Source organism: Limnochorda pilosa, assembly GCF_001544015.1.
Taxonomy (GTDB): Bacteria; Bacillota; Limnochordia; order Limnochordales; family Limnochordaceae; genus Limnochorda; species Limnochorda pilosa.
Genome location: NZ_AP014924.1, coordinates 1,991,933 through 2,006,258 on the forward strand (window position 1 = coordinate 1,991,933; position 14,326 = coordinate 2,006,258).

A 14,326-nucleotide genomic window follows, 5' to 3' on the forward strand; every position below is an offset into this window, starting at 1 on the left:
CGCTCCACGGCACCCTCAGGACGGTGGGTCAACCCACGGACCGCGTCATCTCGCGGATGAGCCGCGTGGGCGGGGGAGAAGGATGCGTCACGACGAGTCCATCGGGCACGTGCAAGATCGGGCAGGCCTTTCCTCCCGGGGCGAGGCGGAGCGGGCCACCCAGGCGACCCTTCAGACCCTGGCCGAACGCCTGGCTGGCGGGGCGGCCGAGAACCTGGCCTCCCAGCTTCCGCCCCAGATCCACTCGTACACGCTGGGCCGGACCGCTGGGCCTCTCTCTTCGATTCGGGCAGCGAGGGCGACACGGACGTGGAGTGGCCTCACGGATCAAAGGCCAGTGCCTCCGGCCGGGCGAGGTCGGACGCCCGCGGGAGGAGGAGCACCTCCGTGCTCCCCGCGCGCCACGTGAGGGCCCGGGGAGCCGCCCACCATCCGATGTCTCTCAGGTCCGCGAGCCCCACCAGCCGGCCGCCGCGCAGCTCGTACACCTTCAGGTGGTGGGTGTAGAGGTTGGGGCTCACGTGCCGGGCCACCAGCTCGGGCACACCGTTCCCGTTCAGGTCCGCCGCGTGGAAGCCCGCCCACCCCAGCCCGCCGTTCTCCGGGGTGCGGGCCACGACCTGGAATCCCCGGCCGTCCCACGCCAGGACCTCCACCACCCCTCCCCTGCCCCGCACCAGCTCCGGGGTCCCGTCCCCCGTCAGGTCCAGGAGCGCCCACGCAGGCGACAGGGCGTAGGGCCCGGCACCTCCGGCCACCGCGTCCTGCCAGACCGGCTGGTACCTGTCTCCGTCGGGTCGCGAGGCGCTGAGCTCCACGGTGCGGCTACCCGCCCGCTGCCACCCAACCACCACCACCGGCCAGCCCGGCGTACTCGCCGGCAGCCAGGCCTCGACCTGCACGTCACCCAGATCCGGCGGGCCGGAGGTCTCGGCGTCCGCGGAGCCAGGCCGGCTTGCAGCGGGTTCATGCCCCCGCGGGACGCCGGCCTCCTCGGGGTGCCCCGCTAGCGGCAAACGCCGCTCGGCCGTGGCCGTCCGCAGGACCAGCTCGGCCCCTGTTTCACCCTCGACAAGGGCGATCCCGTCCAGAAGGCCGTCGCCGTCCAGATCTCGCGGCCATCCCTCCACCTCGCCCGGTAGGTCCCCGGGCAGGAGGCCACCCCGCTGCCGGTAGGCGTCGAGGACGTCTGCCGGTTCGGGGACGAGCTCCCCCCGCTCCACCGCCCATCGCCAGGCGGTCAGCCCTTGGCCGCTCTCGTCCCTCGCAACCAGTTCCGTCCGCCCGTCGCCGTCCAGGTCCGCCACGGCGGCCAGTGGCCCGACGTTCCTGCTACGGCCAAGCTCCCGGCACGCCTCGGCCGGCGCTGCACAGGCGTACACGGCCGTGATCCGGGGTGGTGGTGGCTCCTGCCCCTCGGCCTCGCCGGCCACCGCCTGCACCACCAGTTCCGCGTGGCCGTCGCCGTCCAGGTCTGCGGCCTCCGCGAGGTAGCCCCCGTAGCCCGCGAGCCCCGGCGCCCACCGAAAGCTGTAGGATCCGGCCCGCGCGGGCTGCCCCGCCCCGAGCACGGCCCACCCCAGGAAGACGAGAACCCCCAGCAGCAGGATGGCCCGTCCGGCACGTGTGGTCACATGGGTACCTCCTCGTTCATCCACCCGGCCCCAGCACGGCGGCGGTCCGCGCCCAGCCCGTCCTCACCGGAGCCAGAAGGGCTGGGACCACGCCTTCCCCGCGGCATCTTCCACCACCACCCGAACGAAGCGCTCGGAGCCCGCGGGACGGTAGAAGGCCACGGGCCCCTTCGCCTCCGCGACCACCCCGCCCTGCCCGGCCACGAAGCGGATGGTGGCTTCGGGAGAGGTTTCCACCCGGAGGGAGCCGTCGGCCACGGCGAAGGCCGCCTCGGCTCCGGTGGTGGGGTAGAAGCGGCCGGCCAGGAGCGCTTCCCTGAACGCCCCCACGCTCACCTCGGGAGTCTTCACCGCAAGCCACGCACGCCCCACGTGGCCGGGCTCGTGGCTGTCGTCCCCAGCGGAGGCCCAGACAGGAGCCTCGGGACCCCTGAGCAACGCCTCCCGGTGCCAGAAGGCCTCGTCCTTCCCCGTGTCCGAGTGGGGATTCCATACCTCGATGAGGCGGATGCCAGGCAGGCCGTCCACCACCTCGGGCCGCCAGAGACCCGTCTCCAGGTTCCCCCGCCAGCCTGGGTGGGCCAGGCCGCAGAGGCCGCCCTCGGCGGCGGTGGCGGCCAGCGCCTGCTCGAGGTCGCGCCGGGCATCCCGTCGCCGCAGGCGGCGCCGCCGCAGGGGCCGCGTCGCCAGGATCCGGAGCAGGTGGGGCCCCAGGGGCCAGAAGGGGTTCGGGATGGTGGCCTCCTCGCCCGGAAGCACGAGGCACTCCCCCGCCAGGTGGCCGCCGTCGGGCCCCGGCGGGAGCCCGGGCGGGAGCCCGGGCCGGTCGTGGTCGGTGATGACCACGAAGGAGAAGCCCTGGGATCGGTACGCGGCCAGCATCTCCAGGGCGGGGGTGCGGGCGTCCCGGGAGCGGGCTGTGTGGACGTGGAGCTGGGCCTTCCGGTCGAGGCCCGGACCCGCGTGGGGGTCGGCCAGGAAAGGTCCCAGGTTGGTCCCGCTTTCCCGATCGGTCACGGCAACCCGCTCAGCGCCTGGTGGAGCAGCACCGCGGGGGTGACCCCCAAGGAGACCGACTCCTCGTAGTTGCCGTTCCGGCCGGTCATCCACTCGTCCCAGGGGATGAAATACCCCAGCGTGTCCTGCGTGAGGCCCAGCAGGAAGGAGGTGGGGCTCTGCATGAGCCCGCGGAGCTGGATGCCCAGCCGGGTCACCGCCTCGCCGGGAACGGTGAGCATCTCGGCCTGCTGGGGCGCCCGGCCCAGCACCGCGTGGCCCACCCGGGTGGTGATGCTCAGGCCGCCCTCGGTCTGCTGCACGTCGTACTGGAGGATGCCGCGCTGGATCGCCTGAATGAAGGCCTGGTTCTGCACCGGGAGGCTCACCTCTCCCACGGAGACAGCGAGCTCCGGCTCCAGGGTGACCCAGCGGGCTGCCGGAGAGACGGTCCCCCCGGGGGCGGACGGAGCCGGTCCTGGCGCCCCGGCCGCTCTGGTCGCGGCGGCGCGCGACGCCCCAGCGGGTGAGGGTAGCCGGCGCAGCGCCTGATCCGCCTGCAGGGCCACCCTCAGGCCGTACTCGGTGGCGCCGGTGAGACCCGGGAGGGTATCCGCAGGAACCACGTCGCCCTCCGCCCCGTTGACGAAGAGCACCGTGCCGCCGTACCACTCCTCCAGGGCCGAGAGCATGGGGCCCACCCAGTCGGGTGAGATGAGCAGGTTCCCGGCGCCCAGCAGCGTGGGGTGCATGCCGACGTTGACCACCATGGCCACCGTGTCGCCCGAGGGCCGGCGGGCCACCAGCAGGGAGAGGGTCTCGTCGGTGAAGGCCCAGCTCCGGCGATTCAGGCCGAGACCGGACGCCCGGAGAGAGGTGGCCGCGAGCTCGACGGGTTCGAGAGCATCCACCGCCTGGCGGGCCGCCTGGGTGGTCCGCAAGACCACGTACGCCCGGTAGGCCGGCGCGGTGCCGCCCCAGAGACCCTGCAGGTCCGGGGCCGAGTGGGTGTGGGTCGCGGCCACCCAGATCCGATCTTCGGGCCATCCCGTGGCCTTCGACGCCCCGTCCCGGATGCGGGCCAGGAGCTGGTTGTCGATGCCCACTGCATCCAGGGTGAGCAGGAGCAACCGCTCCTTCCCGTCGGTGAGGGCCAGGGAACGGACGTAGATGGGCGCGTACGTCCCCACCGCCTTGCCCCGTTCCTGGTACGCTCCGTAGCCTCCCAGGTAGATGCCGTCCTCCAGATCCTGGGGACGGGGCGAGAAGCTCACCGCCGCCGTCCCTGCCCTCCACTCCTGGGCTGCCGTGGTGGTCGCGGTCGCGACCAGCACCAGCAGCAGGACCCAGGCCATGAGAACGATCCGTGCGCCCAACCGCCTACCCTGCATGCGAGATCCCCCTCGGGCCTTCGCCGCTCTCTCACCCTCGCCCCGGAAGGCCCCAGCCCTTCCGGAGCCATCTTCCCGACCACTCCTTGGCCCTGCCTATCGGGCACCCGCCGACCCGGCCAGCGCCTCCAGCAGGAGGTAGTAGCCCTTCACCGCCCGCGGGATCGAGTCGATCCGGATGAACTCGTCCGGCGCGTGCACCCGCGTGTCGGGGTCGCCGAAGCTGTAGTAGAGGAACCAGGTGCCCAGGATGGACCGAAAGAACTCGGCCACGGGCACCGTGCCGCCCATGCGGGCGGTGGGGGCGGGCTTCCCGTAGAGGCGCTCCAGCACCCGGGCCGCGGCGGCGAGGGCCGGGTGGTCCACCGGCATCGCGTACGGCCTGGCCGAACCGGCGAAGCGCCGTACTTCCACCCGCACGCCCGGCACCCGCTGGGCCCGCACGTGGGCCTCGACCTGGTCCAGGATCCGGTCCGGATCCTGATCGGGCACCAGGCGGCAGGTGATCTTGGTGTGGGCCTCGGCGGGCAGTACGGTCTTGGTCCCCTCGCCCTGGAAGCCGCCCCACATCCCGTTGATCTCCAGGGTGGGCCGGGCGCCCAGCCGCTCCAGGGTGGAGTAGCCAGGCTCGCCGAAGGGCTCGGCCACGCCGATGGCCGCGAGCCAGGCCTTCTCGTCGAAGGGGGTGGAGGCGAGGTCGCGCCGTTCCTCGGGGCTCAGGGGGCGCACCGCTTCGTAGAATCCCGGCACGGCCACCTTCCCGTCGGGCGTGTGGAGGCCGGCCACGATCTGGGCCAGCGCGTGGAGCGGGTTGGCCACCGCCCCGCCGAAGGAGCCCGAGTGCAGGTCGCGGTTCGCCCCGTAAACGTCGATCTGGCAGGCGGCCAGGCCCCGGCTCGCAATGGTGAGGCAGCCCTGGTCCGGGCTCAGCATCTCGCCGTCGGCGCTCAGGGCCAGGTCACAGCGGAGGAGATCCTGGTGCTCCCTCATGAAGGCGGCCAGGTTGGGGCTTCCTATCTCCTCCTCGCCCTCCACGAGGAACGTGACGTTGACGGGCGGCGCGCCCCGGAGCCTGCCCAGGGCCTCCACGCCCTTGATGGCCTCGAAGAGGCACCCCTTGTCGTCAGTGGCGCCCCGGGCGTAGAGCCTGCCCTCGCGCTCCTGGGGCTCGAAGGGGGGCGAGGTCCAGAGCTCCACGGGATCCACCGGCTGCACGTCGTAGTGGCCGTAGATGAGGTAGGTGGGCTTCGCCGGGTCCGCGGTCCACTCGCCGTAGACCACCGGGTGGCCCTTTCCTCCCTCCAGGGGGAAGACCTCCACCCTGGGCACGCCCGCCCGGCGAAGCGCCTCCGCCACCCACTGCGCGGCCCGATCCACGTCCGGCCGGTGCTCCGGCAGGGCGCTGATGCTGGGGATGCGCAGAAACTCCTGCAGCTCCTCCAGGTACCGCTCCCGTTCCCCGGTCACGTACCTCTCCACGTCCGCCAAGCCCGTCACCTCGCCTGCAAAGGTCCTGGGGCCCGGGCGCTCGCGCCGCGCGGTGCTTGCAGGTACCGCCCGGCCGCGCCCGGCCCCTCCTTTAGGATGCCCGCAAGGATGCCCTCAGCCCAGGATTCGGCCCGACCGGACCAGATCCTGCCAGGGTGGGCACGCTCGGGCGGCCGGGCGATCTCACCCGTCTCGCGGGAGAAAGGAAAGCCGGGGTCCGGGGGACCGCCCCGCGGCGGGTTACCGGATGACGGCGAAGTAGGCGATGACCAGCCCTATCACGAAGAGCAGAAGGACGAGGGCCAGGTCCCCCCGCCAGTTGAAAGATGTCCGGTGCGCCCCTGGTCGGGTCGTCTGGGGTGACATGGGGTGGTGCGCCTCCTGTTCCCAAGTGGCCGCAGACTCGTACCATGTCCGAGCCAGCCCGGATCCATCATAGCACCCATGGCACCCGCAGGACTGGCGAAGCCACAATTAGCGAGGCGGGGCGCCTGAGCGCCCCGCCGTGGGCTTCACCCTTCTCGGGCGTCCTACGTCGACGGAGCAGAAACCGTGACAGTTACCGTGCCCTCGTAGCCACCGGCCGCAACAGAGGCGAGGTCCTTCACCACGAAGGATACGTCGACGGTGCCAAGGTAGGTGGCATCATGGGGTCCCGACGAGAGGGACAGCGAGCCCCTGGAGGAGTCCCAAGTAAAGCCGAACCCCGTGGACGAGAACGTGTAGGTGGGCTGCTGCCCTGCAATCTGACCGCCAGTCAGGGTGACGTCCACGCTAGTGTTGGTGTGCAGGCCAACGGTCACCCCGCTAGCCGTAGCGATGTACTCCCAGCCCCCACCCGTGTAAGCATCGTTGACGGTGAAGTTGAGGTCAACCGACTCGGGCAGCGTCAGCGCGGCGTAGGCCGCGACGTTTGCATGGATCACGATGTCGTCTTCCCTGAGTTCCGGTGACTCTGCTGCAGCCGATCCGCTGAGCAGGAACAGCGCCATGGCCAACCCGGTGAGACCCGTCAGCCACTTCTTCACGATTCGTTCCTCCTTGGGATGGTTCCGTTCTCCTGTACTGGCTTGCTACCTGACCTGGAACCGGGCCGCTCCGCACGCGAGCGATCACCTACCGGCTTCACGACCCTGCCGAGACCGTGAGCGTCAGCGTGGTCGACATGGCTCCGGCCTCGACCGTCGACAGGTCCTCAACCCCGAAGGCACTGGCGAAGAAACGATATCAGTCCCATTGCTGGGGCCACTGATTCTGTCGAAGAAGCCAGGGGCGGCTGACCGATGGGAGATGACCTCACCCAGGGACTCCGCCGGACGCCAGAGCACGTAGAGCGCATCCACCTGGCCTTCTTGGTACGCCCCACCGCTCATGTGGAGCGAGACCGGCGTGTTCGCCTGGACGGTGAAGCGCTGCAGATCCGAGTCCCACGGCCATCCGCCCAACCATCCGTAGATCCACGGGAGATCACCTGGCGGCGTCACCGAACTGAATGGGTCAGGCAACCCGCTGTGCCAGTCAACGACCTCGTACGTCACGCTCCATGAGCTGGGTTGGACCATCACCTGGGCGTAGGGCTGCACGCTCGCCTGCAACTGGATCGTCCCCGCAGCGAGGGGATCCTCGGCGAACGTGGCCGACGTCCTGACGAACGTCAGGGCCAGGAGCGCCAGGACGGGAAGGACACGACGTGTCGTATGGGTCGACCTCCCTTCCGCTTCATCGCCGTACCGGCTCCCCTGCCTTGCGAGCCGGGCTGATAGGCCCGCCAAGTCAACGCCGAGTCAAGGTCTTGCAAGGCCGATCCGCCGGACCTCCTCCGGTGACCCTCGAGGCCCGAGCCGGCGCTGCCGCCGGCTCGACAGGCCTCACTCCGGCCGGACGGTCAGCCTCACGCTTCCCTCGTATTTCCCGGCGGCGTCGGCCCAAGTGGTCGCCACCTGAAAGCAGACGACCCTGGTCTCCGCAGACAGCGCGGACGGACCGGTCAGGAGCGTGAAGGACCCCGTCGGCACGGGTTTCCACGCGTCGTCCTCCCCGCACGTGGGACCCATCCGATACCGGAGGCGCTCCGGGGGAATGGATGGCTCGTCGCCTGCAAGAGCCTTCGGTGGGATCACCTCGACGTCCAGCGCCCAGCCCGCGAAGTTCGCCTGGTAGGTAACCTCGAGCTGCGCCTCCGCCTGGTACGTGTTTGGAGCGGCGGCGTGAAAGGTTAGCTCATCAGAGGCCTGAAGGGCCAGGTGAGGGTCCAGACGGACCGCGAAGTCGACGTCTGGGAGCTTTCCCTGCGTCGCCGCCGCCAGTACCCCCCGGTACGTTCCGGCTTTCCTCCACGCATTCCCATCGCCCCACGCCGTAGCCTTCACCCCGATCCAGAAGACCGCAACCTGCACGCCCTTTGGCAAGACCACCGCGCCTGTCTGCCAGTTCCACTCCCGTACCTGAGCGCCATCCCACGTGTAGATCACCACGGCAGAGGCGGGAATGCTCTCTCGCCCGGGCCCCTCCAGGTCGCCCAGGACAGAATAGGACAGGATCTCGTCCTTGGACGTATACCAGGGGCGCGCCGCCAGCAGAGGGAGGAGAAACTGGACGTCATCCCGGTCGGGAGGGGCTGGGTAGACCGCGGTCCGCTCCAGGTGCGGCCCCAGCACCCAGAACGGCGCACTCCGTTCCTGGAGGCTCGCGGGAACCAGGCCTTGTTTTACGAGGGCCTCCGGCTCGGCAAGTGAGAAGATGGCGGTCTTCGACAGCGTGAGGCTTCCTTGCTTGCCCTTCCCTGCGGCATCGAGAGTGACCTGCGAGAACTCGGGGGGTCGCTGGGGCAACTCCTTGAGCAGCGCCTCCACCAGATCCGTCGAGCCGGCCTCGGCCGGCGCGGCCCCCGCCAGGGCCCCTCCGACCAGCAGGGCTGCCGCGATGCCGATCAGGTGTTGCCATGGGAGGGGGCGCCCCTTGCCGCGCGCACGCGCGCGGGGCCTGCTTGCATGGCAGGACCCGCCCCCTCGCTTCAAGGAACCGGGCAGGTCACCGCACCGCACGCGCCCCCACCTCCCACCCCGGCAGGCCGGCCGGCCCGAACACACGCGCCCCGCCGGTTCGCTCGAGGCTCCGAACGAGCCCGAAGGCACCTTACGCGCGACGAGTCAATCGAGAGTCAACGAGCCGCTACAGGCTCCCCGCATCATGGCGGAACACCCGTGGGGGGGAGGACAGCGGCTGGGGCCAAGGTTGAGACAGTCTTGAGACGCATTCCGGCGAGTCCCGGGCTACACTGTCGTAGGAGGAGACTGGCAGATTGGCAGGATCATGCAGGGTTTTCACGAATCGTGTAGGCGGGCTGGGGAACCCGAACGTCGTGGCGACCTTTCGGTCGTGGCACAGCCATGTCAGTGCGCCTGCCGTTGGGTAAGGGGGATCGGGATGAGCGAGCCTCTCCCTGTAGAGGAAGGCGTCGCCATCCGTGGGCTGGGGGCCTTCGAGGTTCACGCGCGCTCGCGCCGCATCGGGCTGGACGGATGGCGTCTGAAGAAGTCCGCCTCCCTCTTCAAGTACCTCGCGGTCAAGCAGCCCGCGTGGGTGCCTCGCGACGAGCTCCTCGACACGTTTTGGGGTGAGCTGGCCCCCGACAGGGCCGAGCATGCCTTCCGCACCACGGTCCACGTCTTGAGGAAAGTGCTCGAACCGAACCTCCCGCGCTACGCCACATCCTATTACCTGGAGCAGCGCGACGGCCGATACCGGCTGTGCCCGGAGTCGATCCGCTGGTTCGATGTCCAAGTGTTCGAGGGCGCCGTCCGGCGCTTCCGGGAGGCCCAGCGGAAGGGCGACACCGCCGATGCGCTCGAGGCGGCCCGCGAGGCGGTAGACCTGTATGCGGGCGACCTCTACCCCGAAGATCCCTACGAGGACTGGATCATGGCCTACCGGGAGCTGCTCCGGCAGGAGTACTTGGACGTGGTCGCGGGCTTCGCGCGCCTCACGCTCCAAGACGCCGACGCCACCACCCACCACGAGGCCGTCCAGATCCTGCGGCGGGCCCTGCGGGCCGGCGAGGAACGGGAATCGCTCAACCTCCTGCTGATGCAGCACCTGGTGGCGTCGGGACGGGTCCAGGAGGCGTTGAGCCACTTCCACCGCTATGAGAAGGCGGTGCGCGAGAACCTGGGGACCCGCCCTGGGAAAGCGATCACCCAGCTGGCAGGCTCCCTGCGCGCGCAGGCCGCTGGCCCCAAGGAGGCCGGGAGCCGCGTCGCCGCCGACCAGGGCAAGGCCGGATCGGCCGGGCTCGCCCAGGGGTATCCCGCGTCCTCCTTCGCGTACCTGGTCGACTCGGCCACCTTTCGCCAGATGGCTGCGTGGGAGCGACGGAAGGTCGAGCGGGAAGGCCGGGTCTCGACGGTGGTGGTGATTCGCCTGCCCCACGCGCCGCCGCCGGATCGGGACGGAGCGGCCACCGGCCGTCGACCGGAGGCCGCCGGCAAGGACGGCTCCACGACCCCGCCGGGCTCCCTCGCCACGTGGCAGCAGTCGGTGGTGGAGCGCCTCCGCCACGCGGACGTGGCCACGGCCCCCAATCGTCTCACCCTGGCGCTGCTCCTGCCCTGGACGGGGCCGGACGGCGTCCAGAGGGTGCTGGAACGCCTCCGTCCCGCCATCGAGCTGGCAAAGCCCTCCACGAGCCCCGAGATCGCGCTCTATGTGCTGCAGGCCGGGACCTCGCCCGAGAAACACCACCTCTCCTTGACTCTCCGTTGACCCGCCAGTGGTTCAATGGGCTGACCCACGTCGCGGGTGTTCGGGTCGAGGAGAGAAGAGAGGTGTTTCGCCCATGGGTGCACGGTCACAGTGGCGTCACGCCACGCGTTGCTTTGCCACTCTACGGCTCGCGCTGGCCCTCACCGCCCTCGTCTGGGGGATGATCGTCCCCGCGGGAGCCAAGCAGGGTCCATCCCACGCGAAGGAGACCTGGTCGAAGGAGATCCCCATTACGGTCTTCATCGAGCCGTACGCCGAGGTGACGCCATCTCCGGCGAAGTGGCTCCTCTCCTTCACCGGCGCGGGACGCCTCGAGGACGGCTGGCGTTTCGTGGCCCGTCCGGCCCCGCAGCCGACCTTCGTGGTGCACGCCAACACCGACGTTCAGGTGACCTTGAGCGGCGGGGGCGGCGTCGGCAAATACGGGGTCAGCCCTGTCTACACGTTCGCGGGTGTGGGGCAGGGCCCGCGTGCCTACGCCAGCGGTCCTCCAGGCGAAGGCCTTCCGTACCTGCTGGCCGACATCGCTGGGCCCACTGGCGACGCGGGGGTGGTCTTCACGCTGACGGAGGCCGAGATCCTCGCCCCGTCGTTGAGTGAGGTGCCGGCCGGTCGTCTGGGAAAGACAACGCTCACCGTCACGGTCATGGCCGCTTCGGACTGAGTCGTCGCCGCAGGGCCGGACCTCGAGCAAGACGCAACGCCGGCGTGTCACACGGCGAGGGGGTGGGGATGCAGCTTGGGTCGGCGAGGGGATGAACCTGTGCGACGGAATGGTGGCTCCGGGTGGACGAGGTGGCTCGTCCCCTTGGTTGCGTTGGCGCTCTTCTTCGCGCGATCCGAGCCCGCTGCGGCCGTGGGCGTCCGCCCGTTGGTCATCGACCTGGAGGTCCGAGCCGGTGAGACGGCACCCTTCGAGCTGATCCTCAGCCCTTCAGGGCAGCGGGAGCGTGTGCACGTCCGCCTCTTCCAGCCCACCCAGCTTCCCACGGGTGACCTCACCTACGAGCAGGCGGATCCCGACACCTTCCCCACCGCGGCGTGGGTCAAGCTGGACCGGGACACCGTGGAGGTCCCGGGCGCGCAGGAGGTCCGTATCCCCGGGCGGGTGGAGGTTCCCTTCGGCGTCTCCGGGTCCCACACGGTGGTACTCATGGTGGAGCCGGAGACACCCACCCAGGGGGGTGGCGTGGCCATTCAGGTTCGCTATGCGGTGCGGCTGAACGTGCGCGTGCCCGGAGTGGGGGTCCAGGCCAGGGCGGCGCTGGCCGGTCTGGGCCTGGTCGCCAACGAGGCCAGGCGGCCCTTCGTCCGGGTCAGGCTGAACAATCCTTCTCCCCTGGACTACCGGGTGGAGATGGAGGCGACCGTGCGCGACGCCAACCGCCGCCTCATCGAGCGGATTCCGCTCCAGACCGAGCAGGGCCGCCGCAGCGGCCAGACGGCGGCCCGCATCTATCCCGGCAGCCGCCTGGACTTCGCCGGCCGGGTGCAGTCCCCGCTCGTCCCCGGCAGCTACGAGCTCCAGGCCTTCGCCCGGTACGCGGAAGGCCGGCAGGCGGTGGCTCGGGAGACGGTCCTCGTGCACGAGGGCGAGTTCGCCTTGCCCGAAGGTCGCCTGCTGGTCCAGGTCGATCCTCCGAGTCTCCAGTTGGAGGCCAACCCGGGGGCCCTGCGGACCGTCTCGTTCTCGGTGGGGAACCGGACCCAGGAGCCCGTGGTGGTGGCGGCGGGAACCGTGTCCGCGGGCGGCGGCGCGGCCGACGTCTGGCCTCTGGCCCGGTTGCGCTCCTCCTTCCCCATGACCCTGCGTCCTGGCCAGAGCCGGCGGATCAGCCTCACCGTCCAGTCCCCCCGAGAGCAGGAGCCCCAGGGATACTATGGCACGCTCGCCCTCCAGGCGCTGCCCGAGGCGGAGGTGGGTCAGGAGGGCGCACAACCCCAGCAGGTTCGCCTTCCGGTGGCTCTCGTCCTGGGTCAGGTGCCGGATCCCGTCCTGGAGTTGGGTCAGGCTCAGTACGTGCCGGCCTCTCCGCCCGGATCCGTGGACGCGGTGAGCCCGGGCGCGGCGACGGATTCCGGAGGACCGGCGGGATCGGCCGAGGCTCCCGCCGGCGAGGCTCCGGGCGGAACGCTCTACCTGGCCGTGCACAACGGCGGCCTGCGTCATCAGGTCCTGGAGGGGAGCACGGTGAGCATCGAGGACGCGGAAGGCGATGTGGTGGCCTCAGGCCTCACGCTCAGCCTCCCCGCCGACCCGCCCTGGCTGCTGCCCGGAGCCTGGGCGCAGCTCGAGGCCGAGGGCGTTCCCCCGCTCGACCCAGGCAGCTACACTCTTCAGATCGTCCTGCGCTCACCCGATGCCACCCTGCTTGACCAGGCCACGGAACTCGTGGTGGGAGAGGAGGAAGGATCATGATCGCCCGGCGTTCTTGGACACGCCTGGGCATGGCCGCCGCACTCGCCCTGGTTCTCCTCTGGGCCGTCCCCGCCGGCGCCCAGTCGCCTGGCGATGCGGCCGGCCCGTCGGCGTCGCCCGAGCCGGCCGCCCGCATCCAGCTCAGCCTCTTCGAGACCGACCTGCGCGAGGCGCTCAACGAGCTGGCCTACCAGTCCCGGGTGAACATCCTGATGACGCCCGACATCCAGGGCGTGGTGACCGCCGAGCTTCAGGACGTCACCGTCCGTGAGGCCCTGGAGACGCTCCTGGCCCCGTTCGGCTACACGTTTCGGTGGGCGGGCAGTTTCTACCTGGTGGGCATCCCCGATCCGCGCAACCTGGCCTTCGGCATGCTCTCCGAGACAGTGGCCATCCCGCTCTACTACATCCCGGCCGACCGGGCCGCGGCCCTCCTCTCCGATTTCTTCGATCCCTACGTCAAGGCCGATCCCCAGGTGAACCGCCTCCTGGTCACCGGCCCACCCGAGGTGGTGGCACGGGTCCGCCACGACGTGGCTCTTCTGGACCGGCCGCCAGCCGAGGTCGAGCTGCAGGTGCTCGTCACCGAGCTGAGTGGGAACGCGGTCCGTGAACTGGGCCTCGACAGGCTCTCCTTCGACAGCCTGGGCGACCTGGCCCTGGGGGTCGAGACCTCGCCCGACGCCGTCTCCCTGAGTTACGGTCAGGTGGAGGCCCACATCCGTGCCCTCGCCCAGAAGGAAGAGGCCACGGTGCGGGGCAACCCCAGGCTGCGCGTCCAGGAAGGGCGCTCGACCACCCTCTTCGCCGGCCAGCGGCAGTTCTTCCTGATCGCCTCAGAGCAGACCACCCGGCTCGAGGAGATCGAGGCAGGCCTCCGGTTGGAGCTGACCGTCTCCCGGGTGCGGAACGGTGAGGTGATCCTGAGCATAGCCCCCTCGACGAGTCAGGTGGTCTCCCACATGGACGGCGTGCCGGTGCTGCAGAGCAGCGAGCTCTCCACCACCGTCCGGCTTGCCCCGGGGGAGACGGCCGTGCTCGCCTCGCTGGATATGGCCCAGGACCTCGCGACCCGCCGTGGAACGCCGCTCTTGAGCGACATCCCGCTGATCGGCTGGCTCTTCGGCACCCGCTCGAGCCAGGAGGGCAGCCGGCAGCTCACCATCTTCGTGACCGCCAAGCCCCTGGGCGCCGATGAGACCATGGCGCCCAACCCCGGCGGCACCCAGGCCTCGCCCCCCGTGAAGGGAGCCGTCTCCGGAGCGACGGGATCGGTCACGGGGCCCACGTCTCAGGGGGCTCCGGGGCTGGCCGCCGGCGCGGCCACCGTCTGGGTGGGGAGCCTTCTCCTACCCATTCCCAGACACCGCCTCCTGCGGGTCCAGTACCTGGTCCCCTAGGGGGTGGGAGACGTGACACGCGCCGTATTCTTCAGCCCGTCTCCGAGCACAGTCTCTGGTGGGCGCACCCGCCGCTCTGGCCTCATGCGGCGCGCGAGCCTCGTCGGGGCCCTGGCCGCGTGGGCGTTCCTTCAGGTTTTCCTCGGTTTACTCCCTTTCCCGAGCGCCCAGGCCGTCGCGCCGCCGCAGCCGGATCCCTCGTCGGCGGCCTCTCCGGCTCCCCTGCGCGCGCCGGTT

12 protein-coding genes are annotated in these 14,326 nt (G+C 70.6%); 5 read left to right on the forward strand and 7 right to left on the reverse strand.

Annotated elements, in window-relative coordinates; all coding sequences use genetic code 11:
- The first annotated feature begins 82 nt into the window (after positions 1 to 82).
- Entirely contained in the window at positions 83 to 409 is a 327-nt protein-coding gene (locus LIP_RS20515) for a DUF2267 domain-containing protein (RefSeq protein ID WP_082726064.1), read from the forward strand.
- On the opposite strand, the gene LIP_RS08825 is transcribed toward LIP_RS20515, so the two are convergent.
- The 7 genes from LIP_RS08825 to LIP_RS08850 form a co-directional block, all read right to left on the reverse strand.
- Positions 321 to 1,634 carry an FG-GAP repeat domain-containing protein gene (locus tag LIP_RS08825; protein WP_068136995.1) on the reverse strand — a complete coding sequence of 438 codons (1,314 nt, stop codon included), beginning with the start codon at positions 1,632 to 1,634 and terminating at the stop codon, positions 321 to 323. The two genes, LIP_RS20515 and LIP_RS08825, sit on opposite strands and share 89 nt — an antisense overlap.
- 63 nt (positions 1,635 to 1,697) lie before the next feature.
- Positions 1,698 to 2,651, reverse strand: coding sequence for a CehA/McbA family metallohydrolase domain-containing protein (locus tag LIP_RS08830; protein WP_068136998.1), 954 nt, complete (start codon positions 2,649 to 2,651; stop codon positions 1,698 to 1,700).
- Complete coding sequence (locus LIP_RS08835; RefSeq protein ID WP_144440403.1) at positions 2,648 to 4,021, reverse strand: hypothetical protein; 1,374 nt, start codon at positions 4,019 to 4,021, stop codon at positions 2,648 to 2,650. The genes LIP_RS08830 and LIP_RS08835 overlap by 4 nt, the downstream gene beginning before the upstream one ends.
- A 96-nt stretch (positions 4,022 to 4,117) precedes the next feature.
- Entirely contained in the window at positions 4,118 to 5,500 is a 1,383-nt protein-coding gene (locus tag LIP_RS08840) for a dipeptidase (RefSeq protein ID WP_231699412.1), read from the reverse strand.
- A gap of 249 nt (positions 5,501 to 5,749) precedes the next feature.
- Positions 5,750 to 5,875: a hypothetical protein gene (locus LIP_RS20035; RefSeq protein ID WP_269433332.1), complete on the reverse strand. Its 126-nt coding sequence runs from the start codon at positions 5,873 to 5,875 to the stop codon at positions 5,750 to 5,752.
- A 164-nt stretch (positions 5,876 to 6,039) separates the two neighbouring features.
- Positions 6,040 to 6,537 (reverse strand): hypothetical protein, encoded by a 498-nt coding sequence (locus tag LIP_RS08845; RefSeq protein ID WP_068137008.1) that lies wholly within the window; start codon positions 6,535 to 6,537, stop codon positions 6,040 to 6,042.
- A gap of 840 nt (positions 6,538 to 7,377) precedes the next feature.
- Positions 7,378 to 8,553 carry a hypothetical protein gene (locus LIP_RS08850; RefSeq protein WP_068137010.1) on the reverse strand — a complete coding sequence of 392 codons (1,176 nt, stop codon included), beginning with the start codon at positions 8,551 to 8,553 and terminating at the stop codon, positions 7,378 to 7,380.
- Positions 8,554 to 8,935: 382 nt separating this feature from the next.
- Between LIP_RS08850 and LIP_RS08855 the strand changes: the two genes are divergently transcribed.
- The 4 genes from LIP_RS08855 (at position 8,936) to LIP_RS08870 (ending at position 14,089) form a co-directional block, all read left to right on the forward strand.
- Entirely contained in the window at positions 8,936 to 10,270 is a 1,335-nt protein-coding gene (locus tag LIP_RS08855; protein WP_068137013.1) for an AfsR/SARP family transcriptional regulator, read from the forward strand.
- A gap of 73 nt (positions 10,271 to 10,343) precedes the next feature.
- Positions 10,344 to 10,934 carry a hypothetical protein gene (locus tag LIP_RS08860; RefSeq protein WP_144440404.1) on the forward strand — a complete coding sequence of 197 codons (591 nt, stop codon included), beginning with the start codon at positions 10,344 to 10,346 and terminating at the stop codon, positions 10,932 to 10,934.
- Positions 10,935 to 11,078: 144 nt separating this feature from the next.
- Positions 11,079 to 12,689, forward strand: coding sequence for a hypothetical protein (locus LIP_RS08865; protein ID WP_068137019.1), 1,611 nt, complete (start codon positions 11,079 to 11,081; stop codon positions 12,687 to 12,689).
- The gene (locus tag LIP_RS08870) at positions 12,686 to 14,089 is read left to right on the forward strand and encodes a type II secretion system protein GspD (RefSeq protein ID WP_068137022.1); all 1,404 of its coding nucleotides are present in this window, start codon (positions 12,686 to 12,688) and stop codon (positions 14,087 to 14,089) included. Before LIP_RS08865 ends, LIP_RS08870 begins: the two co-directional genes overlap by 4 nt.
- Positions 14,090 to 14,326: the final 237 nt, after the last annotated feature.

Excerpts from the sequence above, each read along its gene's own strand:
- LIP_RS20515 (WP_082726064.1), top strand. The coding sequence starts at position 83 with ATGCGTCACGACGAGTCCATCGGGCACGTGCAAGATCGGGCAGGCCTT.
- LIP_RS08835 (WP_144440403.1), bottom strand. The coding sequence starts at position 4,021 with ATGCAGGGTAGGCGGTTGGGCGCACGGATCGTTCTCATGGCCTGGGTC.
- LIP_RS20035 (WP_269433332.1), bottom strand. The coding sequence starts at position 5,875 with ATGTCACCCCAGACGACCCGACCAGGGGCGCACCGGACATCTTTCAAC.
- LIP_RS08855 (WP_068137013.1), top strand. The coding sequence starts at position 8,936 with ATGAGCGAGCCTCTCCCTGTAGAGGAAGGCGTCGCCATCCGTGGGCTG.
- LIP_RS08860 (WP_144440404.1), top strand. The coding sequence starts at position 10,344 with ATGGGTGCACGGTCACAGTGGCGTCACGCCACGCGTTGCTTTGCCACT.
- LIP_RS08870 (WP_068137022.1), top strand. The coding sequence starts at position 12,686 with ATGATCGCCCGGCGTTCTTGGACACGCCTGGGCATGGCCGCCGCACTC.